The organism is Streptomyces sp. NPDC006368 (assembly GCF_040612535.1).
In the GTDB taxonomy this organism is placed as follows: Bacteria; Actinomycetota; Actinomycetes; order Streptomycetales; family Streptomycetaceae; genus Streptomyces.
On the sequence record NZ_JBEXQK010000064.1, the window covers coordinates 1 to 22830 of the forward strand.

General features: G+C 70.6%; 21 protein-coding genes and 1 pseudogene. 12 read left to right on the forward strand and 10 right to left on the reverse strand.

Annotated features, from left to right (window positions below; translation table 11 throughout):
• Nucleotides 1-165 precede the first annotated feature (165 nt).
• From ABZZ38_RS28935 to ABZZ38_RS28955, 5 genes are all read right to left on the reverse strand, one after another.
• Nucleotides 166-1290, reverse strand: coding sequence for a DUF475 domain-containing protein (locus ABZZ38_RS28935; RefSeq protein WP_356745246.1), 1125 nt, complete (start codon nt 1288-1290; stop codon nt 166-168).
• Between the two features lie 105 nt (nt 1291-1395).
• Nucleotides 1396-1971, reverse strand: a complete 576-nt coding sequence (locus ABZZ38_RS28940) for a TerD family protein (protein ID WP_356745248.1) — start codon at nt 1969-1971, stop codon at nt 1396-1398.
• 134 nt (nt 1972-2105) lie between these two features.
• The gene (locus ABZZ38_RS28945) at nt 2106-2681 is read right to left on the reverse strand and encodes a TerD family protein (protein ID WP_356745250.1); all 576 of its coding nucleotides are present in this window, start codon (nt 2679-2681) and stop codon (nt 2106-2108) included.
• Between the two features lie 112 nt (nt 2682-2793).
• Nucleotides 2794-3279 (reverse strand): peroxiredoxin, encoded by a 486-nt coding sequence (locus ABZZ38_RS28950; RefSeq protein WP_356745252.1) that lies wholly within the window; start codon nt 3277-3279, stop codon nt 2794-2796.
• 127 nt (nt 3280-3406) lie between these two features.
• Nucleotides 3407-3847 carry a DUF3052 domain-containing protein gene (locus ABZZ38_RS28955; protein WP_356745254.1) on the reverse strand — a complete coding sequence of 147 codons (441 nt, stop codon included), beginning with the start codon at nt 3845-3847 and terminating at the stop codon, nt 3407-3409.
• Nucleotides 3848-4286: 439 nt separating this feature from the next.
• Between ABZZ38_RS28955 and aceE the strand changes: the two genes are divergently transcribed.
• Both aceE and ABZZ38_RS28965 read left to right on the forward strand, forming a co-directional pair.
• Nucleotides 4287-7019, forward strand: a complete 2733-nt coding sequence (aceE, locus tag ABZZ38_RS28960) for a pyruvate dehydrogenase (acetyl-transferring), homodimeric type (protein WP_356745256.1) — start codon at nt 4287-4289, stop codon at nt 7017-7019.
• Between the two features lie 165 nt (nt 7020-7184).
• The gene (locus ABZZ38_RS28965; protein ID WP_356745258.1) at nt 7185-7937 is read left to right on the forward strand and encodes a potassium channel family protein; all 753 of its coding nucleotides are present in this window, start codon (nt 7185-7187) and stop codon (nt 7935-7937) included.
• A gap of 89 nt (nt 7938-8026) precedes the next feature.
• Here ABZZ38_RS28965 and ABZZ38_RS28970 read toward each other — a convergent pair whose 3' ends face one another.
• Together ABZZ38_RS28970 and ABZZ38_RS28975 are read right to left on the reverse strand one after the other, a co-directional pair.
• Nucleotides 8027-8437: a peptidase inhibitor family I36 protein gene (locus ABZZ38_RS28970; protein WP_356745260.1), complete on the reverse strand. Its 411-nt coding sequence runs from the start codon at nt 8435-8437 to the stop codon at nt 8027-8029.
• A 284-nt stretch (nt 8438-8721) separates the two neighbouring features.
• Nucleotides 8722-10332 (reverse strand): MFS transporter, encoded by a 1611-nt coding sequence (locus ABZZ38_RS28975; RefSeq protein ID WP_356745262.1) that lies wholly within the window; start codon nt 10330-10332, stop codon nt 8722-8724.
• 115 nt (nt 10333-10447) lie between these two features.
• Between ABZZ38_RS28975 and ABZZ38_RS28980 the strand changes: the two genes are divergently transcribed.
• From ABZZ38_RS28980 to ABZZ38_RS28995, 4 genes and pseudogenes are all read left to right on the forward strand, one after another.
• Nucleotides 10448-11146, forward strand: a complete 699-nt coding sequence (locus ABZZ38_RS28980) for a TetR family transcriptional regulator (protein ID WP_356745264.1) — start codon at nt 10448-10450, stop codon at nt 11144-11146.
• A gap of 296 nt (nt 11147-11442) precedes the next feature.
• The gene (locus tag ABZZ38_RS28985; RefSeq protein WP_356745266.1) at nt 11443-12654 is read left to right on the forward strand and encodes an alpha/beta hydrolase; all 1212 of its coding nucleotides are present in this window, start codon (nt 11443-11445) and stop codon (nt 12652-12654) included.
• A gap of 85 nt (nt 12655-12739) precedes the next feature.
• Nucleotides 12740-13606, forward strand: coding sequence for a DUF4429 domain-containing protein (locus ABZZ38_RS28990; RefSeq protein ID WP_356745268.1), 867 nt, complete (start codon nt 12740-12742; stop codon nt 13604-13606).
• A 133-nt stretch (nt 13607-13739) separates the two neighbouring features.
• Nucleotides 13740-14444, forward strand: a pseudogene (locus ABZZ38_RS28995) (acyltransferase); the annotation flags it as partial.
• A 156-nt stretch (nt 14445-14600) separates the two neighbouring features.
• On the opposite strand, the gene ABZZ38_RS29000 reads toward ABZZ38_RS28995, so the two are convergent.
• Entirely contained in the window at nt 14601-15620 is a 1020-nt protein-coding gene (locus ABZZ38_RS29000) for an aldo/keto reductase (RefSeq protein ID WP_356745270.1), read from the reverse strand.
• On the reverse strand, nt 15617-16084 hold the full coding sequence (locus tag ABZZ38_RS29005; protein WP_356745272.1) for a MerR family transcriptional regulator: 468 nt from the start codon (nt 16082-16084) through the stop codon (nt 15617-15619). The genes ABZZ38_RS29000 and ABZZ38_RS29005 overlap by 4 nt, the downstream gene beginning before the upstream one ends.
• 80 nt (nt 16085-16164) lie before the next feature.
• Between ABZZ38_RS29005 and ABZZ38_RS29010 the strand changes: the two genes are divergently transcribed.
• Complete coding sequence (locus ABZZ38_RS29010; RefSeq protein ID WP_356745274.1) at nt 16165-17010, forward strand: serine hydrolase domain-containing protein; 846 nt, start codon at nt 16165-16167, stop codon at nt 17008-17010.
• Here ABZZ38_RS29010 and ABZZ38_RS29015 read toward each other — a convergent pair.
• The gene (locus tag ABZZ38_RS29015; protein ID WP_356745276.1) at nt 17002-17673 is read right to left on the reverse strand and encodes a pirin family protein; all 672 of its coding nucleotides are present in this window, start codon (nt 17671-17673) and stop codon (nt 17002-17004) included. The two genes, ABZZ38_RS29010 and ABZZ38_RS29015, sit on opposite strands and share 9 nt — an antisense overlap.
• Before the next feature lie 103 nt (nt 17674-17776).
• On the opposite strand from ABZZ38_RS29015, the gene ABZZ38_RS29020 reads away from it, so the two are divergent.
• The 5 genes from ABZZ38_RS29020 (at nt 17777) to fabF (ending at nt 22710) form a co-directional block, all read left to right on the forward strand.
• Complete coding sequence (locus ABZZ38_RS29020; protein WP_356745278.1) at nt 17777-18961, forward strand: helix-turn-helix domain-containing protein; 1185 nt, start codon at nt 17777-17779, stop codon at nt 18959-18961.
• 102 nt (nt 18962-19063) lie between these two features.
• Entirely contained in the window at nt 19064-20011 is a 948-nt protein-coding gene (locus ABZZ38_RS29025) for an ACP S-malonyltransferase (RefSeq protein ID WP_356745280.1), read from the forward strand.
• Between the two features lie 25 nt (nt 20012-20036).
• Nucleotides 20037-21038 carry a ketoacyl-ACP synthase III gene (locus ABZZ38_RS29030; RefSeq protein ID WP_356745281.1) on the forward strand — a complete coding sequence of 334 codons (1002 nt, stop codon included), beginning with the start codon at nt 20037-20039 and terminating at the stop codon, nt 21036-21038.
• 93 nt (nt 21039-21131) lie between these two features.
• On the forward strand, nt 21132-21380 hold the full coding sequence (locus ABZZ38_RS29035; protein ID WP_356745283.1) for an acyl carrier protein: 249 nt from the start codon (nt 21132-21134) through the stop codon (nt 21378-21380).
• A 67-nt stretch (nt 21381-21447) separates the two neighbouring features.
• Nucleotides 21448-22710, forward strand: coding sequence for a beta-ketoacyl-ACP synthase II (gene fabF / locus ABZZ38_RS29040; protein WP_356745285.1), 1263 nt, complete (start codon nt 21448-21450; stop codon nt 22708-22710).
• Nucleotides 22711-22830: the final 120 nt, after the last annotated feature.

The window sequence follows — 22830 nt, forward strand, 5'->3', positions numbered from 1 at the left end:
ACCACTCTCTTCCTATCTTTTCCCCCCACTGTTTTTCCCATACGGCAATCCCCCACCCCGAGTCTTCCTTTCCCACTTGTATACGCGGGGGGGCGGCCGGGAGCACCCGGCCGCCCCGCAACGGAAGCGTTCCTCAATGCCGGGGCTGTCACACCCCGGCGGAGGTCACACGGTGACGTGTGTCTTGTCGCCCTCGCCCGCGGCGGCCAGCGCCTTGTTGCGGCGGACGGAGGAGAGGAAGGACGCGGCGATCAGGAACACACCGACGAGGCCGGTGATGAACTCGCTGATCTGGTGCTGGATGGTGATGAGCAGGATGACCGCGAGCGCGCCGATCGCGTAGTGCGCGCCGTGCTCCAGGTAGACGTAGTCGTCCAGCGTGCCCTGGCGGACCAGGTAGACGGTGAGCGACCGGACGTACATCGCGCCGATGCCGAGGCCCAGCGCCATCCAGAAGATGTGGTTGGTGATGGCGAAGGCACCGATGACGCCGTCGAAGGAGAAGGACGCGTCGAGGACCTCGAGGTACAGGAAGAGGAAGAACGCGGCCTTGCCGGCGAGGCCGACGGCGGAGACGGGCTTGCCCTCCTTCTTCGCCTTCTCCTCCTCCTCGTGCTCGCGTTCCTCTTCCTCCTCCAGCTTGTTCTCGAAGTACCCGGACAGGCCGCCGACGACGAGGTACGTGATCAGGCCCGCCACGCCGGACAGCAGCACGGTGGCCGACTTGTCGGCGTGCCCGGCGCTGGTGTGCGCCTGGGTGGCGAAGGTGATCGCGGTGAGCAGCAGGACGATGAGGGCGATGCAGACCGACAGCATGTCGACCTTGCCCAGCTTGGCCAGCGGGCGCTCCAGCCACGCCAGCCACTTGTGCTCGCGCTCCTCGAACATGAAGTCCAGGAAGATCATCAACAGGAACATGCCACCGAACGAGGCGATGGCCGCGTGTGCGTCGGTGACGAGGTCCTCGTACCGGCCGGGGTTGTCCATGGCGAGCTGGACGGCCTCGATCGGTCCGACTTTGGCGCTGATGGCGACGATCACGACGGGGAAGACCAGCCGCATGCCGAAGACCGCGATCAGAATGCCGATCGTCAGGAAGATCTTCTGCCAGAAGGCGTTCATCTTCTTGAGGATTCCGGCGTTGACGACCGCGTTGTCGAACGACAGTGAGATCTCGAGGATCGACAGGATCAGTACGATCCCGAACGCCTCCCAGCCCCACTGCCAGGCGGCGAAAGCAAGGCCGAGCGCCGTGACGGCGAACGACCAGCCGAAGGTTTTCAGAACCACTGGCTACCCAATCGTGTTATCTGGGGGTGCCCCCAGGCGAAGCTCTGGGGGAGGGTCTCCCCCGCGCCGTGCGCGCCGGGTTTTGAACGAACCCGGAGACGTGCTTTAGGAAACATTGACCCCGAAGTCTAGAGCGATGCCCCTGAGCCCGGACGCATACCCCTGTCCCACGGCGCGGAACTTCCATTCCCCGTTGTACCGGTACAGCTCGCCGAAGATCATCGCGGTTTCGGTGGAGGCGTCCTCGCTGAGGTCGTAGCGCGCCAGTTCGTTGCCGTCGGCCTGGTTGACCACGCGGATGAAGGCGTTGGCGACCTGGCCGAAGGTCTGGCTCCTGTTGTCGGCCTCGTGGATCGAGACCGGGAAGATGATCTTGTCGCAGTGGGCCGGCACCTGGGAGAGGTCCACGATCAGCGACTCGTCGTCGCCGTCCCCCTCGCCCGTCAGGTTGTCGCCGGTGTGCTCGACGGAACCGTCGGGGCTGGTGAGGTTGTTGTAGAAGACGAACCACTCGTCACCGAGGACCCTGCCGTTCTGGCAGAGCAGCGCGCTGGCATCGAGATCGAAGGGCGCTCCGGTGGTGGAGCGCGCGTCCCAGCCGAGTCCGACGAGCACCCGGGTGAGGTCGGGTGCGGCCTTGGAGAGGGAGACGTTGCCTCCCTTGGCGAGCGTGACGCCCATGACGGTGGTCCTCCCCTGAGGTGTCCTGCTGAAAGAGGCACGTCCGGCGCCGCACGCACGGAGGCGTGCGGCGCCGGACGAAGCCGCGCGGCGACGCGGGGACGCCGCGACGGACGCGAGAGCGGTGCCGTGGCTCAGACGTTGACGCCGAAGTCCTGCGCGATGCCGCGCAGGCCCGAGGCGTACCCCTGGCCGACGGCGCGGAACTTCCACTCCGTGCCGTGGCGGTACAGCTCGCCGAAGACCATGGCGGTCTCGGTCGAGGCGTCCTCGCTCAGGTCGTAGCGCGCGATCTCGGCGCCACCGGCCTGGTTCACGACGCGGATGAACGCGTTGCGGACCTGACCGAAGGACTGCTGGCGGTTCTCGGCGTCGTAGATCGACACCGGGAAGAGGATCTTCGCGACATCGGCCGGGACGTTGGCGAGGTCGACCTTGACCTGCTCGTCGTCGCCCTCGCCCTCACCGGTGAGGTTGTCACCGGTGTGCTCGACCGAGCCGTCGGCGCTCTTCAGGTTGTTGAAGAACACGAAGTCCTGGTCGTTGCGGACCTTGCCCTCGGCGCTGACCAGAATGGCGCTGGCGTCGAGGTCGAAGTCCGTACCGGTGGTGGTGCGGACGTCCCAGCCCAGACCGACGGTGACGGCCGTCAGGCCCGGGGCCTCCTTGGTCAGCGAGACGTTGCCGCCCTTGCTGAGGCTGACTCCCACGAGTCCCTCCATTGGTTTCCAGGGGCAGCGCCCCCGTCGTGCGTTGGCATCGGATCAACGACTGGATCCTAGTGAGCGGTTCCCGTCGTGAGCAGGCTCTTGGCCCGAAGAATCAGAGGGTGTCGAGGGCGGCGGCGTACTCGTTCAGGTCACGGGCGTCCGGCAGACCGTTCACGACGGTCCAGCGGATGACGCCGTCCTTGTCGATGATGAAGGTGCCGCGCACCGCGCAGCCCTTCTCCTCGTCGAAGACGCCGTACGCGCGCGAGGTCTCGCCGTGCGGCCAGAAGTCGGACAGCAGCGGGTACTCCAGGCCCTCCTGCTCGGCGAAGACGCGCAGGGTGTGGATGGAGTCGTTGGAGACGGCGAGCAGCTGCGTGTCGTCGTTGACGAACGTCGGCAGCTCGTCACGGAGCGCGCAGAGCTCGCCCGTGCACACACCGGTGAAGGCGAAGGGGTAGAAGAGGAGCACCACGTTCTTCTCGCCGCGGAAGTCCGAGAGCCGCACGGTGCGGCCGTGGTTGTCCTTCAGCTCGAAGTCGGGGGCCTTGGTGCCGACCGTGAGGGCCTCGGCGGCCTCGGTCGCCTCGATCGTCATGAAAAAGCGTCCCTTCCATGGGCCGGGGGCTGTGCCGGGGGCTCCGGCGGAGCCCACCCTACGCACGGGACCCCCGGCCGACGGTGTCGGCCGGGGGTCCCGCACGCTGTCGGGAGCGTCGGTACGGTCAGCGCTTGCCGGCCTTGGCCGCCTTGGGGGTGGCCAGCCGGCTGCCGGTCCAGTCCTTGCCCGCGTTGATGCTCCGGGTCTGGGTGAGGCCCGCCGTCTGGACGGCCTCATTGATGTCGCTGGGCTCGATGTAACCGTCACGGCCGGTCTTGGGCGTCATGAGCCAGATCTGCCCGCCCTCGTCGATCAGGCCGATGGCGTCGACCAGCGCGTCCGTGAGGTCGCCGTCCTCGTCGCGGAACCACAGCAGGACGACGTCGGCGACGTCGTCGTACTCCTCATCGACGAGGTCCTGGCCGATGACGGCCTCGATACCTTCACGGAGCTCCTGCTCGACGTCGTCGTCGTAGCCGATCTCCTGGACCACCTGTCCGGGCTCGAACCCCAGCTTCGCTGCCGGGTTGGTCCGCTCCTCCGCGTGGTCCGCGGTCGCGCTCACGGCTTGCCTCCTGATCGTATTTTGGAAAATGCTTCGGCCGCGCGCGTACGCGAGGCGTTGGCCGTAGTCCACACGTGCTGGGCGGATCGCGCAAGTACCCGGCGGTCGAGACCGCCGAAACGGTGACTTTTGGGGCCGTCTCGCCCCAACTACAGGCACCGCTCCGCCCACGCTCGTGATGCAACCGCGGCTCTTGACCCACTTTAGGGTCCTCTGCTCTGTCCCTGCGCCCGGAGGAGCCGAACGAGCGGGCGGAACGCCTGCCCGAGCTGGGCGTAAGGTTGCGATTTGGCCCCCTTCTCGGCCGGGATACGGGACCCCTCAGGGGTTACCTCTCGGTAGAGATGACGTTTCCGTCCGCGGGGTAGACGATGGTGGCGGCGCGACCGCACTGCCGCCCGTCCACTCCCCGTAGACACCTACGAACAGAAGGAACAGCGTGGCTTCCGGATCCGATCGCAACCCGATCATCATTGGCGGCCTTCCCAGCCAGGTCCCGGATTTCGATCCCGAAGAGACCCAGGAATGGCTCGACTCCCTCGACGCCGCCGTCGACGAGCGGGGCCGTGAACGGGCCCGCTATCTGATGCTGCGCCTGATCGAGCGGGCCCGCGAGAAGCGCGTGGCCGTGCCCGAGATGCGCAGCACGGACTATGTCAACACCATCGCCACCAGGGACGAGCCGTTCTTCCCCGGCAACGAGGAGATCGAGCGCAAGATCCTCAACGCCACCCGCTGGAACGCCGCGGTGATGGTCTCGCGCGCCCAGCGCCCCGGCATCGGCGTCGGTGGCCACATCGCCACCTTCGCCTCCTCCGCCTCCCTGTACGACGTGGGCTTCAACCACTTCTTCCGCGGCAAGGACGAGGGCGACGGCGGCGACCAGATCTTCTTCCAGGGGCACGCGTCCCCCGGTGTCTACGCCCGCGCCTTCCTCCTGGACCGGCTGACCGAGGCGCAGCTCGACGGCTTCCGCCAGGAGAAGTCGAAGTTCCCCAACGGCCTGTCGTCCTATCCGCACCCGCGGCTGATGCCGGACTTCTGGGAGTTCCCGACGGTCTCCATGGGCCTCGGCCCGATCGGCGCCATCTACCAGGCGCGCATGAACCGCTACATGGAGGCGCGCGGCATCGCCGACACCTCCAAGTCGCACGTGTGGGCGTTCCTCGGCGACGGCGAGATGGACGAGCCGGAGTCGCTCGGCCAGCTGTCGATCGCCGCCCGTGAGGGCCTGGACAACCTGACCTTCGTCGTCAACTGCAACCTCCAGCGGCTCGACGGTCCGGTGCGCGGCAACGGGAAGATCATCCAGGAGCTGGAGTCGCAGTTCCGCGGTGCCGGCTGGAACGTGATCAAGCTGGTGTGGGACCGCTCCTGGGACCCGCTGCTGGCCCAGGACCGGGACGGCGTGCTGGTCAACAAGCTGAACACGACGCCGGACGGCCAGTTCCAGACGTACGCCACCGAGACCGGTGCCTACATCCGCGAGCACTTCTTCGGTGACGACCACCGGCTGCGTCAGATGGTCGAGAACATGACCGACCACCAGATCCTGATGCTCGGCCGCGGCGGTCACGACCACAAGAAGATCTACGCGGCGTACAAGGCGGCCCTGGAGCACCAGGGCCAGCCGACCGTGATCCTGGCGCAGACGGTCAAGGGCTGGACGCTCGGTCCGAACTTCGAGGGCCGCAACGCCACCCACCAGATGAAGAAGCTGACGGTCGACGACCTGAAGCGCTTCCGTGACCGGCTGCACCTGCCGATCTCCGACAAGGACCTCGAGGACGGCCTGCCGCCGTACTACCACCCGGGCCCCGCCTCGGAGGAGATCCAGTACATGCACGACCGCCGCAAGGCGCTGGGCGGGTACGTCCCGACCCGGGTCGTGCGGGCGAAGCCCCTGGCGCTGCCCGACGACAAGACGTACGCGGCGGTGAAGAAGGGGTCGGGCCAGCAGTCGATCGCGACGACGATGGCGTTCGTCCGGCTGCTGAAGGACCTGATGCGGGACAAGGAGATCGGCAAGCGGTTCGTGCTGATCGCGCCCGACGAGTACCGCACCTTCGGTATGGACTCGTTCTTCCCGAGCGCCAAGATCTACAACCCGCTGGGCCAGCAGTACGAGGCGGTCGACCGCGAGCTGCTGCTCGCGTACAAGGAGTCGCCCACCGGTCAGATGCTGCACGACGGCATCTCGGAGGCGGGGTGCACCGCGTCGCTGATCGCGGCGGGCTCGGCCTATGCGACGCACGGCGAGCCGCTGATCCCGGTGTACGTCTTCTACTCGATGTTCGGTTTCCAGCGGACCGGCGACCAGTTCTGGCAGATGGCCGACCAGCTGGCGCGCGGCTTCGTGCTGGGCGCGACGGCGGGCCGGACGACGCTGACCGGTGAGGGTCTGCAGCACGCGGACGGCCACTCGCAGCTGCTCGCCTCGACCAACCCGGGGTGCGTCTCCTACGACCCGGCGTTCGGCTTCGAGATCGCGCACATCGTCAAGGACGGGCTGCGCCGGATGTACGGTCCGGACAGTGAGGACGTCTTCTATTACCTCACCGTCTACAACGAGCCGATCCAGCACCCGGCCGAGCCGGCGGACGTCGACGCGGACGGCATCATCAAGGGCCTGTACCGCTTCAAGAGTGGCGAGGCCGGCGCGATCCCGGCGCAGATCATGGCGTCCGGCGTCGCGGTGCCGTGGGCGGTCGAGGCGCAGCGGATCCTCGCCGAGGAGTGGAACGTACGCGCCGACGTGTGGTCGGCGACCTCCTGGAACGAGCTGCGGCGCGACGCCGTCGCGGTTGACGAGCACAACCTGCTCCACCCGGAGGAGGAGCAGCGCGTGCCCTACGTCACGCGGAAGCTGTCCGGCGCGGAGGGTCCGTTCGTGGCCGTCTCCGACTGGATGCGGTCGGTTCCGGACCAGATCTCGCGCTGGGTGCCGGGCTCGTACACCTCGCTGGGCGCGGACGGCTTCGGCTTCGCCGACACCCGGGGTGCGGCGCGGCGCTACTTCCACATCGACGCGCAGTCGATCGTGCTGGCGGTGCTGACCGAGCTGGCCCGCGAGGGCAAGGTGGACCGGTCGGCGCTGAAGCAGGCCATCGACCGCTACCAGCTGCTGGACGTGGCGGCGGCGGACCCGGGCGCCGCGGGCGGCGACGCGTAACCCCTTCCGGGCGGGTGATGCCGCCCGGAGGCGGGAGCCTGCCGTCCGGGCGCCGCAAGCCGTCCGGGGGCGGGGCCCCCTCGGGGTGGGGTAGCCCGTTCCGGGGCGGGGGTCTGTCGGGGTGCGGGGGGCTTCGTCCCTCCGCACCCCTTTAACATGCCCGGCATGGAAGAACGCTGGGAGGCGCGCACCCAGGCGCCGCTGCTGGGGCTCGCCGTCGCGTTCGGTGTCGCCTACGCCGTACCGATCGTCGTACCCGACGCCGCGGCGTGGGTGCACGACACCTGCCTCACCGTGGAGTGGGTGGTCTGGGGCGCCTTCGCCGTGGACTACATCGTCCGACTGGTGCTGTCGCGGGATCGGTGGCGCTTCGTACGCCACCACCCGCTGGACCTGGCGGCCGTACTGCTGCCGCTGGTCCAGCCGCTGCGGCTGCTGCGGGTGGTCTCCACCCTGCTGCTGGTCGGGCGACGGGCCCGGATGGCGCCGCAGATCACGCTGACCACCTACGTGGCCGGGGCGGTGGTGGGCCTGATGATGTTCGGCTCTCTGGCCGTGCTGCACGTGGAACGGGACGCGCCGAACGGGAACATCAAAACGCTGGGTGACGCGGTGTGGTGGTCCTTCACGACCATGACCACCGTGGGCTACGGCGACCACGCGCCGACGACCGGCCTGGGGCGGGTGCTGGCGGTGGGGCTGATGCTGTCCGGCATCGCCCTGCTGGGTGTCGTCACCGCCAACATCGCCGCGTGGTTCATCTCCCGCTTCGAGCGGGACGACGCGGAGGAGCGCCGTCAGACGGCGCTCCTCGAAGCCCTGACACAGGAGGTCAAGGACCTGCGGACGGAGGTCGCCCGCCTGTCGGGCGGCGTCCCGCTCCAGCATCCCACCGGGACGCCCTCCGACCGGCCCTAGTGTCCCGCGCCGCGCGATCCTGCCCGGTCCACGACCACGTCCGGCCGCATGACCGAGGGTTCCCCGCGCTGGGCTCCGGGTACCCGCGTTCACGATTCCCAGACCTTGAAGGCCCGTACCTGGTACGGGGATTCGGGTACCCAGGTCCCCCCGCCGGGATACGTCTCGAACTCGCCTGTTTCCGCGCACTCCGCGGACTGGTAGGTGGTGACGGGTCGTCCGGTCCGGTTGGCGAGCGCGGTGGCGGTCATGCCCTCCGGGAGAGGAACGCAGCTCTCGACATCGACGCCGGTCAACTCGTACGCCTTCCGGGCGCCCCGGAAGTCCTGCTTGGGCCAGAGGCACAACTGGCCCGCGCCGCACGGCCCCAGCCCCTGCGGCGCGGCGGCGGCCGGCGCAGCGGAGGCCGACGCAGCGGATGCGGGCACGGCAGCGGGCCCGAATGTGCCAAGGGCGCCGACGGTGAGAGCGGCGGTGAGCAGCGTGGTGCAGGTACGCATGGGTGAACCCCCCGTGACATGAAGTGACGATCACTTCCCCATAGCGTGACGCAGAGTGACCGTCCTGGGGAAGGGGGCGCGGGCCGATCCACCCGCACGGGTGACGCCCCGTGCCGCGAGGGGACGCCGGTCCCCGGGGCGGGCCCGAGTCCGCGGGCTGTCGTATCCCGGGCGGGGCGCCGCTGCTCGGTGCCGCCGGCGGGCGTCGGGCCCGCCGGGCCACGCCCACGACTCGGGCCCCGGCCGCCTCTGGCGACCGGGGCCCGAGGGGGCGAGCCGGGGCGTCAGATGTGCGCGCCGCCCGTGCTCGCGTCCGCGTTGGCACCGCGCTTGGTCAGGGTGGCGACCAGCGCCGCGACCACCGCCACCACGCCGGCGACCGTGAAGGCGAGGTGCATGCCCGACAGGAATGTGTCGTGGATGACGTCGGTGATCTTGGCGAAGATGTCGGGTGTCATCCCCGGCGCCTTGGCCAGTTCGGCGGGGGCCACGCCGGACTCCGCGGCGGCCTCGAGCCTGGGGTCGGGCGGGGTGGGGATGCCCGACTCGCGCCAGTTGTCGGCGAAGCTCGAACTGACCTTGCTCGACATCACGGCGCCGAGCACGGCCGTGCCGAGCGCGCCGCCGACCTGCATGGCGGCCTGCTGCAGACCGCCGGCGACTCCGGAGAGTTCGAGCGGCGCGTTACCGACGATGACCTCCGTCGCACCCACCATCACCGGAGCCAGACCGAGGCCCAGCAGCGCGAACCAGACGGACATGGCGAGGGTGCTCGTGTCCTTGACCAGAGTGGTCATGCCGAACATGGCGATCGCCGTGAACACCATGCCGCCCACGAGCGGGATTCTCGGGCCGAACTTGGTGATCAGCACGCCGGCCAGCGGCGAGGACACGATCATCATGGCCGTGAGCGGCAGCAGGTGCAGGCCACTGTCGACCGGGCTCATGCCGTGCACGCCCTGCAGGAAGAACGACACGGGGAAGAGGCCACCGAGGAAGGCGAAGGCCATGAGGACCATGAGGACCGTGCCGGCGGACAGGGGCACGGAGCGGAACAGCCCCAGGGGGATGAGGGGTTCCTTGACCTTGGTCTCCCAGACGGCGAAGACCACGAACAGCACCACCGCGCCGATCAGCCAGGCCCACGTCTGGGCGCTTCCCCAGCCCCAGGACTCGCCGGCCTTGATGATGGCCCAGATGAGGGCGAACATCGCTCCCGACAGGAGCACGATGCCGAGAATGTCGAAGGACTTCGGCGCGTTCTCGGCGCGGTGATCCTTCAGGATGATCAGGCCGAGGGCCAGCGCGACGACACCCACCGGCACGTTGATGAAGAACACCGACTGCCAGCTGACGTGCTCGACGAGCAGGCCGCCGACGATCGGGCCACCCGCTGTCGAGGCGCCGATGACCATGCCCCAGATGCCGATCGCCATGTTCAGCTTCTCGGCGGGGAAGGTGGCGCGCAGCAGGCCGAGGGCGGCCGGCATCAGAAGGGCGCCGAAGACTCCCTGGAGCACACGGAAGGCCACGACCAGGGCCACGCCGTCCGAGAAGCCGATCGCGGCCGAGGCGGCGGCGAAACCGGCGATGCCTATGAGGAAGGTCTGGCGGTGGCCGAAGCGGTCACCCAGCTTGCCGGCGGTGATCAGCGAGACCGCGAGGGCGAGCAGGTAGCCGTTGGTGATCCACTGGACCTGCGCCCAGGAAGCACCCAGGTCGTCCTTGATCGCGGGGTTGGCAATGGCGACGATCGTGCCGTCGAGCGCGACCATCATCACGCCCACGGCCACGGAGAAGAGCGTCAACCAGGGGTGGCCGCGCAGTCCCTTGGCCGGGGCCGTCCCTGGTTCCCGGCCCTGCGGCGTCTTGTCGATGGTGGTCTGACTAGTCATACCGCGAGGCTAATGTCAGCCGCTGACAATTGACAAAGCAATTCACACGCCGGTAACTGTCACGTGGCTCACAGGTACGCTGAGCTGGTGAAAGAGTCGAGAAGAGGGCCATGAAGTGACGGTTGAGCAGCCGCCCCTCGCGGGCTTGCGGGAGCGCAAGAAGCAGCGCACCCGCGACGCCCTGCTGCGCGCCGCGCTGGAGCTCTTCACCACGCAGGGGTACGAGGGGACCACCGTCGACGAGATCGCCGACACGGTCGATGTCTCGCAGCGCACCTTCTTCCGCTACTTCGCCAGCAAGGAGGACGTCGCCTTCGCCGTCCAGCACATGGTCGAGCAGCACTTCATGGTGGCCCTGCGCGACCGGCCCGCCCACGAGGCCCCCATCGACGCGATGCGCAACGCCGTGCTGGCCGCCTGGGACACCATCGGCGAGGCGATCATGGAAGTGATCCCGGTCGAGCTGTACCTGCGCACCTTCCAGGTGATCGAGTCGACGCCGGCGCTCCTCGCCGTCCATCTGCGGCGCTCCATCGAGATGGAGGAGAACATCGCCCGGCTCATCGCCGAGCGCGAGGGCCTCGACGTGGACGCCGACCCCCGGCCGCGCGTGGCCGTCGCCGCGTTCAGCGGTGTCATGCGGATCACCGGCCAGTTGTGGGGCCGGGGCGGGGACCCGTCCCTGGAGGCGATCCGGGAGCTCACCGAGACGTACATGGACCACCTCGGCCCCGCCCTCGCCACCGACTGGCGCACCGCGGCCGATCACGCGCCGCCGCCGCCCGGGAGCAGGGCACCGCAGCGCACGCCCTGAGCCGGCAGCAGCTCCCCCAAGCCCCCACCCCGCACGCCCCCGGCCTCGAACCCGACTCCGCGCAGCCCGCGCCCGGAGCCGCACAGGCGCAAGCCACCGAAGCCCCCGCACCGCAATGCCACCTCGGCGCCCCGCACCTGCACGCCCCCGGGCCTCGGGGCGCACGCCCTCGTACGCCGCAGCGCACGCCCCGCGCGCACGAAGAGTGACCGCGTTTCCCCGAATCTCCTCCCTGAAGCGTGATCTGCGTCACCCCCTTCCCGGCACCTCGCGCGCTTCTCCTAGGGTGTCCCGCAGTGATTTCTTTCGACTCCTCTCCCACTCTCACCGTCTGGCGCATGTTGCTCGCTCTCGCGGTGGTCTTCGTCCTCCTCATGACGTCCGGCTGGACGGCCATCAGCCGTCAACGGGCCCCCGGAGAAAGCCGCGAGGCCGCGCTCTCCACGTGGCGACATGGCCGGATAGGTACGCATGAGCTCCCTGATCCCGGGGCTCCCGCGCCCGTTCTGGCGGCCTTTTTCCGCTCCCTGACGCCGGCTCAGCGGGAACGGCTGGCCGTCGAGCACCCGTTCGTCGTCGGCAACCTCGACGGCGCGCCCGTCACCCTGCGCTACCGCGCCAACAGGTACGCCCTCAGCCGCGCGCTGGGCGTCGAGCGCGCCCGGGTGGACGACAAGCGGCTTACGGCCGACGGCCGCCGGGAAGCCGCGCGCCGCGTGCACCGGTTCACGTCCCTCATGCGTGCCGGCCGCCAGATCCTCTCCTTCGACCCGGCCGGCAAGGGCCGCGTCGCCGAGGTCTTCGGCGACCTCGACCGCGCCCAGCGGGTCTCGGTGATCGTCCCCGGCGTGGACACCAACCTCCTGACCTTCCAGAGGACGGCCCGCAGATACACCGCCCCCGTGGGCATGGCGCAGTCGCTGTACGCCGCCGAACGTACGGCCGCCCCCGCCACCCGTACCGCTGTCATCGCCTGGGCCGACTACACCGCACCGGGCGGCGTCGGTATGGACGCCGCCATCGGACGGCTCGCCACGGACGGCGCGACCCGGCTGGTGTCGCTGGCCGGCGCGCTGCCCGGGCGCTCGCGGGTCACCCTCTTCTGCCATAGCTACGGATCCGTGGTGTGCGGTGTCGCCGCGCGCCGACTGCCCGCGCGGGTCACCGACGTCACCGTCGCCGGCAGCCCCGGCATGCGGGCGGAGACCGCCTCCGGGCTCGGCACCCGGGCCCGTGTCTGGGCCATGCGCGACACCGACGACTGGATCGCCGACGTGCCGTACCTGGAGGTCGGCGGGCTCGGGCACGGCGCCGATCCGATGGCCCCGGAGTTCGGGGCGCGGGTGCTGTCGGCGTCCGGCGCGGCCGGCCACGCGGGGTACTTCGAGCCGGGCACCGAGAGCCTGCGCAACTTCGCGGAGATAGGCGTCGGCGCGTACGACAGTGTGAGCTGCGCGAGCGGCGACGACGCCTGTCGCAGTGGAATCTCCGGCCGGATGGCGGTCTGACGCGCGTAGAAGGGCGCGAAGCGTGGTGGACATCGGAACTCTTCGAGGGGCGACGCGCGGACGCCCGCCGCATACGATGAGGCGCATGGGTGATGTGCTGGCCGGAATTCATGCCACCTGGGAGTTCGAACCCGACGCCGTGCTCATCCGCTTCGAACGGGGGATACGCGCACCGAGGCTTTTCCACACGCTGCGCGAACGACGCATCCCTCACGAGGCGTTGGCGTCCGTGACCCTCTCCCGGGGCAAGCGCGGCACGGTCGTGCTGCACGCGGTGCCGAGACCCGGCGCCGATCCGTTGATGGAGGCGGCTTCGGGCCAGCTGAAGGAGGGCAGCGACCCGTATCGGCTCGTCCTGCCCGCCGACCGGGAGACCCTCGCCGAGTACTACGGGGACGAGCTGCGGGCCCTGCTCGGCCCGGAGGCGAAGGAGCCGGCCGACCGCTTCCTGGTGGCCGCGCCCGAGGCGCCCCTGCAGTTCAAGGCGTACGACGGGAAGGCGTCCTTCGACGGCAGACAGGTGGCGTTCCGGTGGTTCTGGACCGGAGCCTCGTCCGCCAAGTGGAAGGCCGGCGACCAGACGTTCCCCGTACGGGAGCTGAGCGGCGTCGAATGGCGCTCACCCGATGTCCTCGACGGTTACCTGCGGCTGCTGCGGCGCGGTCACGAGGGCGATATCCAGCCTGCCCAGGCGGACCAGGATCCGGCGGCCGTCGTGTTCGGCCTCGGGTACGGCCCGGTGCACGAGTCGCTGCCGTTCGCGGCGGCGGTCCTGGCGGCGGTGCGGGAGTCGGGCGCCGCGTCACCGGTCCCGGTGGCGGTGGCGTCGGGCCGGCGCGATCCGGCGGACATCGCGGAGCGGATCCGGCACCTGGGGGAGCTGCACCAGGCGGGGCTGGTGACGGACGAGGAGTTCGCGGCGAAGAAGGCGGAGCTGCTCGCGCAGCTGTGACGCCGGCCCCGAGGCCGACCGCTTGGCGATTCGGGCCCCGTCCCGGGGCGTTCAGGGCAGTCAGGGGCGTCGCGGTCCGGGATTCGGGTCCGGGTCCGCGCCGTGGCCGGAGCCTGATACCGGGGTATGAGGCGGGGCGTGGGCCGCGGCCCCGCTGCTCGGGTCGGTCGCCGCCGTCGACGCGCTGCGCTACGGGCCGTACGCCGATGCCGTGCCGTCCTGGGTGAGCGCGCTGAACATCCTGCCCGGCTGGCTCTTCGCGTACCAGCTCGGCGTCGCCTGGGGCGAGCGGCGGCTCGGCCGCCGGCAGGCGTGGGCGCTGCTCACCGGCGGGGCCGCGCTCTTCGCCACCCTGCTCCTCGTCTTCGGCTACCCCGCGTCGATGGTCGGCGTCCCCGGTGCGGCGCGCACCAACTCCCATCCGCCGTCGCTGCTCGTCCTCGCCCTCGCCGCCGCGCAGAGCGGCGCGGCGATCCTGCTGCGCGAGCGGCTGGGCGCACCCCTGCGGCGGCCGGGTCCGTGGGCGCCGGTCGTCGTGGTGAACCTCTCCGCGATGACGATCCTGTGCTGGCACCAAACGGCGATGCTGGCCGCCGCCGTCCCGGCGTCCCTGACGGTGGGCGCGGTGCCGGGGCTGACGACGGCGCCCGACACCCTCGGGTGGATCGTGGCGCGTCTCGCCTGGCTGCCGGTGTTCGCGGGACTGCTCGTCCTCGTCGGGCGGTACGCGCGCGGCTTCGAGACGCCGTGGACGAGGACCGGCAAAGCCGGCCGGGCAGCGGCGGCGCTGCTCGCGGCGGGCTTCGCGGTCTTCGCACTCGCGGCCCAGCTGTATTGACCCGCCGGATGCCCTCACGGACTTGGCCGTCGGACGTGCTCACGGACTTGGCTGCTGAACGTGCTCAAGGGCCTCGCCGCTGAACGTCCTCACGGACTTGGCCGCCGTACGTCCCACGGGTCCGGCCCCCGGATGCCCGCATGGGCGGCCCGGTGGCTAGACGTCCTCGCGGGCCGCGGAGGTGGACGTCATGTCGGGGTAACGGTCGCCCGCCACCTGTGCGGCGATCGGCTCCAGCAGGGCCAGCTCCTCCGGGCTCAGCGTGATGCGGGTCGCCGCCGCGTTCTCCAGCAGGCGGGCGCGCTTGCGGGTGCCGGGGATCGGGACGACGGTCAGCCCGTGCACGGACGCGCGCTGCTGGACCCAGGCGAGGGCGATCTGCGCGGAGGTCGCCCCGTGGGCCTCCGCGACCTTGCGGACGGGCTCCAGCAGTTCGGCGTTCCGCTGGGCGTTCTCGCCGGAGAAGCGCGGCTGGAACTGGCGGAAGTCCTTACCCGACAGGTCCTTGGTCGCGTCGGTGAACGCCCCGGTGAGGAAGCCCCGGCCGAGCGGCGAGTACGGCACGAAGGTCACGCCCAGGTCGGCCGCCGCGCCGACCGCGCTGCGCTCGACGTCCCGCGAGAACAGCGACCACTCCGACTGCAGCGCGGTGATGGGGTGCACGGCGTGCGCCTCGCGCAGTTCGGCCCCGGTCACCTCGCTCAGCCCCAGGTACTTGACCTTGCCCTCCTTCACCAGCTCGGCCATGGCGCCGACGGACTCGGCGAACGGCACGGCGGGGTCGCGGCGGTGCATGTAGTAGAGGTCGATGACGTCGACGCCCAGGCGGCGCAGGCTGCCCTCGACGGCGGACCTGATGTAGGCGCGGTCGTTGCGGATGCCCCGGTGGTGCGGGTCGTCGGTGCGCTCGATGGCGAACTTCGTCGCCAGGGTGATCTCGTCGCGGTGGGCGGCGACGAACGGCGCGAGGAACTCCTCGTTGGCGCCCCGCCCGTAGATGTCGGCGGTGTCGATGAGCGTGACGCCCGCCTCCAGCGCGGCGTCCAGGGTGTCGCGGGCGGCGGCCTCGTCGGTGTCGCCGTAGAACTCGCTGATACCCATGGCGCCGAAGCCCTGGACGCCCACCTGGGGGCCGTCCGCTCCGAGGCGTACCGTGGCGATCTTCTCGATGCTCATGTGGTCCTCTCCGGGGCCCGCCGGGCGCCCGAGTAAAAGTCGATCTTGTAGTCGAGTACGGCGAGCGTGTCCTGGAGCTCCGCGATCCGCGACCGTACGTCGCGCCGCGTCCGCTCCAGCAGTTCCCGCCGCTCCTCGAAGGTGTGCTCGCCCTCGCGTACGAGCTCGGCGTACCGCACCATGTCGGCGACCGGCATGCCGGTCAGCCGGAGTTTGCCGACGAACGCCAGCCAGTCCAGGTCGCGGTTGGTGAACCGGCGCTGACCGGTGTGGGACCGGTCGACGTGCGGCATCAGCCCGATCCGCTCGTACCAGCGCAGGGTGTACGCGGTGAGCCCGGTCCAGGCCGAGACCTCGCTGATCGTGTAGCGGTCCTGCCCGTCCGGGCGCGGGTGCGCCGGGGGCGCGGTGGAGCAGATGTCGCTGCCCGGTGTGCGTACGGGGGTGCTCTCGATCACCGTCATGGCCTCCACGCTAGGAGGTTGGAGTGCACTCCAAGCAAGCGTAAATCCCATGGAATCCGAGGGACGATACGCTCATACGCATGCAGAGCCTGGCGATGATCGAGAACTGGCCCGTCCCCACCGCGGCCGCGGCCGTCGTACGCGCGGACGGCACCCTCGCCGGGGCGCACGGCCCCACGGACCGGCCCTTCCCGCTGGCTTCGGTCACCAAGCCGCTCGCCGCGTACGCCGTGCTCGTCGCGTACGAGGAGGGGGCCGTCGAGCTCGACGAGCCGGCCGGGCCCGACGGGTCCACGGTGCGGCATCTGCTGGCGCACACCTCGGGGCTCGCGTTCGACGAGCACCGGGTGATGGCGGCGCCGGGCGCGCGGCGGTTGTACTCGAACGCCGGGTTCGAGGTGCTGGGCGACCTTGTGGCGAAGGCGACGGACATCCCGTTCCCGGAGTATCTGCGCCAGGCGGTGCTGGAGCCGCTCGGCATGACCTCCACGACGCTGGACGGCTCCCCCGCGAAGGACGCCGTGTCGACGGTCGACGACCTGGCGCGGTTCGCCGCCGAGGTGCAGGCACCGCGGCTGCTGGACCCGCGCACGGTCCTGGAGGCGATGTCGGTCGTCCACCCGGGGCTGAGCGGCATCCTGCCGGGGTACGGGCACCAGAAGCCCAACGACTGGGGCCTCGGTTTCGAGATCAGGAACGGCAAGTCGCCGCACTGGACGGGGGCTTCGTCGTCGCCGCGTACGTTCGGGCACTTCGGGCAGTCGGGGACGTTCCTGTGGATCGACCCGGACGCACGGTGGGCGGGCGGGAACAGCACGGGTGCGGCGTGCGTCGCGCTGACCGACCGGGCCTTCGGGCCGTGGGCGATCGAGGCGTGGCCGCCGTTCACGGACGCGGTGCTGGCGGAGCTGCGGGCGTCAGCCTGACGTCTGCGGGCCGGACATCTCCCACAGCAGCACGTCCGCCGCGCCCGGCGCCACCAGTTCCAGCCCTTTCGCCCCGGTGATCCGGGCCGCGTCCCCGGTTCGCAGCTCCTCGCCGGCCAGCCGCACCCCGCCCCGTACGACATGGGCGTACACGAAGGGCGCGTCGGGCACCGGGGTCCGCTCCCCGGTGTCCAGGCGCCGTACGTGCAGCCGGGCGCCGGCCGCCGGCAGGGCGTACGGCGTCGGGTCCTGGACGCCGCGCACCACCTCGTACGCCGGGTCGCCGCCCGGCGACAGCGGCGCCAGCCACATCTGCACGAACGTCAGCGGTACGTCGCTATCGTTGCGTTCCTCGTGCCGCACCCCGCTCGCCGCGCTGAGGTGCTGTACGTCGCCGGGGCGGACCACCGACGCGTGGCCGGCCGAGTCGCGGTGGGTCAGCTCGCCCTCGACGACCCAGGTGACGATCTCGGTGTGGCTGTGCGGGTGTTCGGCGAATCCGGCGCCGGGTGCGAGCCGCTCCTCGTTGCAGGCGAGGAGGGCGCCGAAGCGCAGATTGTCCGGGTCGTAGAAGCGGCCGAAGGAGAAGGCGTGCAGGGTCTCGATCCCGGCGCCGGGATCGCCTCCGCGGTAGCGGCTCCCCGCTCTCCGTACGTCGATCACGGCCCCACCCTATGCCCTGCCGGATTCCTGCCCGCGCCCTTGCGGACGGCCGGAATCCGGCCCGCCTGGGCATCGCCCCGCCCCGATAAGGCAGTCTTGTCCCGTGCCTGAACCAGCAGCGAACGACGCCCACCCGCACCCCGCGACCCTCAAACGCCTGGAGCAGTCCTCCGGGCGCCTCGCCGCGAGCGCCATTGCCCGCATGGACGAGACGCTGCCCTGGTACCGGGCGATGCCCCCGGAGAACCGGTCCTGGATCGGGTTGGTCGCCCAGGCGGGTATCGCCGCGTTCACGGAGTGGTTCCGGCACCCCGAGACCCCGCAGGCCATCTCCACCGACGTCTTCGGTACGGCTCCGCGGGAGCTGACGCGGGCGATCACGCTGCGCCAGACCGTGGAGATGGTGCGGACGACGATCGAGGTCATGGAGTCGGCGATCGAGGAGGTCGCCGCGCCCGGTGACGAGTCGGTGCTGCGCGAGGCGCTGCTCGTGTACGCGCGGGAGATCGCCTTCGCGACGGCGCAGGTGTACGCGCAGGCCGCCGAGGCGCGCGGCGCGTGGGACGCCCGGCTGGAGTCCCTGGTGGTGAACGCCGTCCTGTCGGGCGAGGCCGACGAGGGCGCCGTCTCCCGGGCCGCCGCTCTGGGCTGGAACTCCCCCGAGCATGTGTGCGTGATCCTCGGCACCGCCCCGGACGGCGACAGCGAGCTGACCGTGGAGGCGATCCGGCGCGCCGCCCGGGCCGCCAAGTTGCAGGTCCTCACCGGTGTGCTGGGCTCCCGGCTCGTGGTGATCGCGGGCGGCAGCGACAACCCGCTCCAGGTGGCGAAGGCGCTGATCGGCCCGTACGCGGCGGGCCCGGTCGTCGCCGGTCCGATCGTGCCGGACCTGCTGGCGGCGACCCGGTCCGCGCAGGCGGCGGCGGCCGGGCTGAAGGCGTGCTCGGCGTGGCAGGACGCGCCGCGACCGGTGCTGGCCGATGATCTGCTGCCGGAGCGCGCGATGGCCGGGGACCCCTCGGCCCGCGAGCAGTTGGTGGAGGAGATCTACAGACCGCTGGAGGAAGCGGGCTCCGCGCTGCTGGAGACGCTGAGTGTCTATCTGGAGCAGGCGAGCAGCTTGGAGGGGGCCGCCAGGATGCTGTTCGTGCACCCCAATACCGTGCGCTACCGGCTCCGACGTGTGACGGACGTCACCGGCTGGTCGCCCTCCGACGTGCGCTCGGCGTTCACGCTGCGGATCGCCCTGATCCTCGGACGGCTGGCGGACGGTGACCCGCAGAGCTGAGCGCGCGTCCTAGACTTTTGTCGAACACCAACAATTCGCCCGACGGTTCTTCGTCCCAGTCCCCACGGGCGCCGGGGACCGTCCACAAGAGAGAGTGTGAGGGTGCTCGTACTCGTCGCTCCCGGCCAAGGCGCTCAGACGCCCGGCTTCCTGACTCCCTGGCTCGACCTCCCCGGTGCCGCCGACCGTGTCGGCGCCTGGTCGGAGACCATCGGGCTGGACCTCGTCCACTACGGCACGAAGGCCGACGCGGACGAGATCCGCGACACGGCCGTCGCCCAGCCGCTGCTGGTGGCCGCGGGCCTGCTGTCCGCCTCCGCGCTGGGTACCGGGACTTTCGCCGCCGACGCGGCGGGCGCCCCGGGCGCCGTGGCAGGTCACAGCGTCGGTGAGATCACGGCCGCCGCGTTCGCCGGCGTCCTCGACGACACCGCCGCGCTCCGCTTCGTGCGGACGCGCGGCCTGGCGATGGCCGAGGCCGCCGCCGTCACCGAGACCGGTATGTCGGCGCTGCTCGGCGGCGACCCCGAGGTGTCGATCCCGCATCTGGAGAGGCTGGGGCTGACCCCGGCGAACGTGAACGGCGCGGGCCAGATCGTCGCCGCCGGCACGATGGAGCAGCTCGCCGCGCTGGAGGCGGACCGGCCCGAGGGCGTCCGCCGCGTGGTGGCGCTCAAGGTGGCGGGCGCGTTCCACACGCACCACATGGCGCCCGCGGTGGCGACCCTGGAGGAGGCCGCGCGGGCCCTGACTCCGGCCGACCCGTCCGTGCCGTACGTGTCCAACAAGGATGGCCGGACCGTCGCCACGGGCGCCGATGTCGTCGCCCGCCTGGTCGGTCAGGTCGCGAACCCGGTCCGCTGGGACCTGTGCATGGAAACGTTCCAGCAGCTCGGCGTGACCGCGCTGGTCGAGGTGTGCCCCGGCGGTACGCTGACCGGTCTCGCCAAGCGCGCCCTGCCGGGCGTCGCGACGCTCGCCCTGAAGACGCCGGACGACCTCGACGCGGCACGCGCGCTCTTCGCCGAGCACGCCCGGCCCGCCGCCTGACGCCGCTGACAAGGAGTCGTACAGCATGGCGAAGATCAAGCCCAGCCAGGGCGCCCCGTACGCACGGATCATGGGTGTCGGCGGCTACCGTCCGACCCGGGTCGTGCCCAACGAGGTGATCCTGGAGACGATCGACTCGTCCGACGAGTGGATCCGGTCCCGTTCCGGCATCGCCACCCGCCACTGGGCCTCCCCGGAGGAGACCGTGACGGCGATGTCGGTCGAGGCCGCCGGAAAGGCCATCGCGGACGCCGGGCTCACCCCGGAGCAGATCGGTGGCGTGATCGTCTCCACCGTGTCGCACTTCAAGCAGACCCCCGCCGTCGCCACCGAGATCGCCGACAAGATCGGCGCCGGGAAGCCGGCGGCGTTCGACATCTCCGCGGGCTGCGCGGGCTTCGGTTACGGCCTCACCCTCGCCAAGGGCATGGTCGTCGAAGGCTCGGCGGAGTACGTGCTCGTCATCGGCGTCGAGCGGCTCAGCGACCTGACCGACCTGGAGGACCGGGCGACGGCCTTCCTGTTCGGTGACGGCGCGGGCGCGGTCGTGGTCGGCCCCGCGAAGGAGCCGGCGATCGGCCCGACCGTCTGGGGCTCCGAGGGCGACAAGTCGGAGACGATCAAGCAGACCGTCGCCTGGACCGACTACCGCGACGGCACGGTCGAGAAGTTCCCCGCCATCACGCAGGAGGGCCAGGCGGTGTTCCGCTGGGCCGTCTTCGAGATGGCGAAGGTGGCCCAGCAGGCCCTGGACGCCGCCGGCATCTCGGCGGCCGACCTGGACGTCTTCATCCCGCACCAGGCCAATATGCGGATCATCGACTCGATGGTGAAGACTCTGAAGCTGCCGGAGCACGTCACGGTCGCCCGGGACGTGGAGACCACCGGCAACACCTCGGCCGCCTCGATTCCGCTCGCGATGGAGCGGCTTCTGGCGACCGGTCAGGCGAAGAGCGGTGACACCGCGCTCGTCATCGGCTTCGGGGCGGGTCTCGTATACGCCGCGACGGTCGTTACCCTCCCCTAGGCACCGTTCGGATCGTTCCCCGGATCCTTCCGGACGACCAGCCTCACATCCTCTGAGAAACACCCTCTGAGAAACACACCGAAGGAGCGCCACATGGCCGCCACTCAGGACGAGATCGTCAAGGGCCTCGCCGAGATCGTGAACGAGATCGCCGGCATCCCGGAGGAGGACGTCCAGCTGGACAAGTCCTTCACCGACGACCTGGACGTCGACTCGCTCTCCATGGTCGAGGTCGTCGTCGCCGCCGAAGAGCGCTTCGACGTCAAGATCCCGGACGAGGACGTCAAGAGCCTCAAGACGGTCGGCGATGCTGCCGACTACATCCTGAAGCACCAGGGCTGATCCGGTTCGCCACCCGGCGGTGGCGCCGCATTCACGCATACCTCATACACGTGGAGAAAGAATTCCTGTGAGCCCGACCAATCGCACCGTGGTCGTCACCGGTATCGGCGCAACCACACCGCTGGGTGGCGACACCGCCTCGACCTGGGAAGGTCTGCTGGCGGGACGCTCCGGCGTCAAGCCCCTCGAGGGCGACCGCTTCGCCGACATGCCCGTCCGTATCGCGGCCCCCGCGGCCGTCGATCCGGGCGAGGTCCTGCCCCGCCCGCTCGCCCGCAAGCTGGACCGCTCGGCGCAGTTCGCCGTGATCGCGGCCCGCGAGGCGTGGGCGGACGCCGGTTACTCCGCGCCCGCCGGTGAGGACGAGAAGATCCAGCCCGAGCGGCTGGGCTCCGTCATCGCCTCCGGCATCGGCGGTGTGACCACCCTGCTCGACCAGTACGACGTGCTGAAGGAGAAGGGCGTACGCCGCGTCTCCCCGCACACCGTGCCGATGCTGATGCCCAACAGCCCCTCCGCCAACGTCGGCCTGGAGGTGAACGCCCAAGCGGGCGTCCACACCCCGGTCTCGGCCTGCGCGTCGGGTGCCGAGGCGATCGGCTACGCGGTCGAGATGATCCGTACCGGCCGCGCCGACGTGGTCGTCGCGGGCGGCACCGAGGCGGCGATCCACCCGCTGCCGGTCGCCGCGTTCGCCAACATGATGGCGATGTCCAAGAACAACGACGAGCCGCGGAAGGCGTCGCGCCCGTACGACAAGGGCCGTGACGGCTTCGTCCTCGGCGAGGGCGCGGGTGTCGTCGTCCTGGAGTCGGCCGAGCACGCCGCCGCGCGTGGTGCCCGGGTCTACTGCGAGGTGCTGGGCCAGGGCCTGTCGGCCGACAGCCACCACATCGCGCAGCCCGAGCCGACGGGCCGCGGTATCGCCGCCGCGCTGCAGAACCTGCTCGACTCGACGGACCTGAAGCCGTCCGAGGTCGTCCACCTGAACGCCCACGCCACGTCCACCCCGCAGGGTGACGTCGCCGAGGTGAAGGCGCTGCGCAAGGTCCTGGGCGACGACCTGGACCATGTCGCGGTCTCCGCCACCAAGTCGATGACCGGCCACCTGCTGGGCGGCGCGGGCGGCATCGAGACCGTCGCGACGGTCCTGGCGCTGTACCACCGCACGGCCCCGCCGACGATCAACATCGACGATCTGGACGAGGAGGTCGACGCGGACATCGTCCGTGACGAGCCGCGCGCGCTGCCGGAGGGCACGATCGCCGCGATCAACAACTCGTTCGGCTTCGGCGGCCACAACGTGGTGCTGGCCTTCCGCACGGTCTGAGTCCTGCCCGGCCCCCGGGGCCGGGCAGGCCATCGCGTCCGGCGCCGCCCTGGAGCATGACCGAGGGCCCGCCACCCGGCTGTACCCCAACCCCATGGCGGGCGAGGGGACGGACTGCCG

Excerpts from the sequence above, each read along its gene's own strand:
- ABZZ38_RS28940 (WP_356745248.1), bottom strand. The coding sequence starts at position 1,971 with ATGGGCGTCACGCTCGCCAAGGGAGGCAACGTCTCCCTCTCCAAGGCC.
- ABZZ38_RS28950 (WP_356745252.1), bottom strand. The coding sequence starts at position 3,279 with ATGACGATCGAGGCGACCGAGGCCGCCGAGGCCCTCACGGTCGGCACC.
- ABZZ38_RS28965 (WP_356745258.1), top strand. The coding sequence starts at position 7,185 with ATGGAAGAACGCTGGGAGGCGCGCACCCAGGCGCCGCTGCTGGGGCTC.
- ABZZ38_RS28970 (WP_356745260.1), bottom strand. The coding sequence starts at position 8,437 with ATGCGTACCTGCACCACGCTGCTCACCGCCGCTCTCACCGTCGGCGCC.
- ABZZ38_RS28975 (WP_356745262.1), bottom strand. The coding sequence starts at position 10,332 with ATGACTAGTCAGACCACCATCGACAAGACGCCGCAGGGCCGGGAACCA.
- ABZZ38_RS28990 (WP_356745268.1), top strand. The coding sequence starts at position 12,740 with ATGGGTGATGTGCTGGCCGGAATTCATGCCACCTGGGAGTTCGAACCC.
- ABZZ38_RS29000 (WP_356745270.1), bottom strand. The coding sequence starts at position 15,620 with ATGAGCATCGAGAAGATCGCCACGGTACGCCTCGGAGCGGACGGCCCC.
- ABZZ38_RS29005 (WP_356745272.1), bottom strand. The coding sequence starts at position 16,084 with ATGACGGTGATCGAGAGCACCCCCGTACGCACACCGGGCAGCGACATC.
- ABZZ38_RS29010 (WP_356745274.1), top strand. The coding sequence starts at position 16,165 with ATGCAGAGCCTGGCGATGATCGAGAACTGGCCCGTCCCCACCGCGGCC.
- ABZZ38_RS29030 (WP_356745281.1), top strand. The coding sequence starts at position 20,037 with ATGGCGAAGATCAAGCCCAGCCAGGGCGCCCCGTACGCACGGATCATG.
- ABZZ38_RS29035 (WP_356745283.1), top strand. The coding sequence starts at position 21,132 with ATGGCCGCCACTCAGGACGAGATCGTCAAGGGCCTCGCCGAGATCGTG.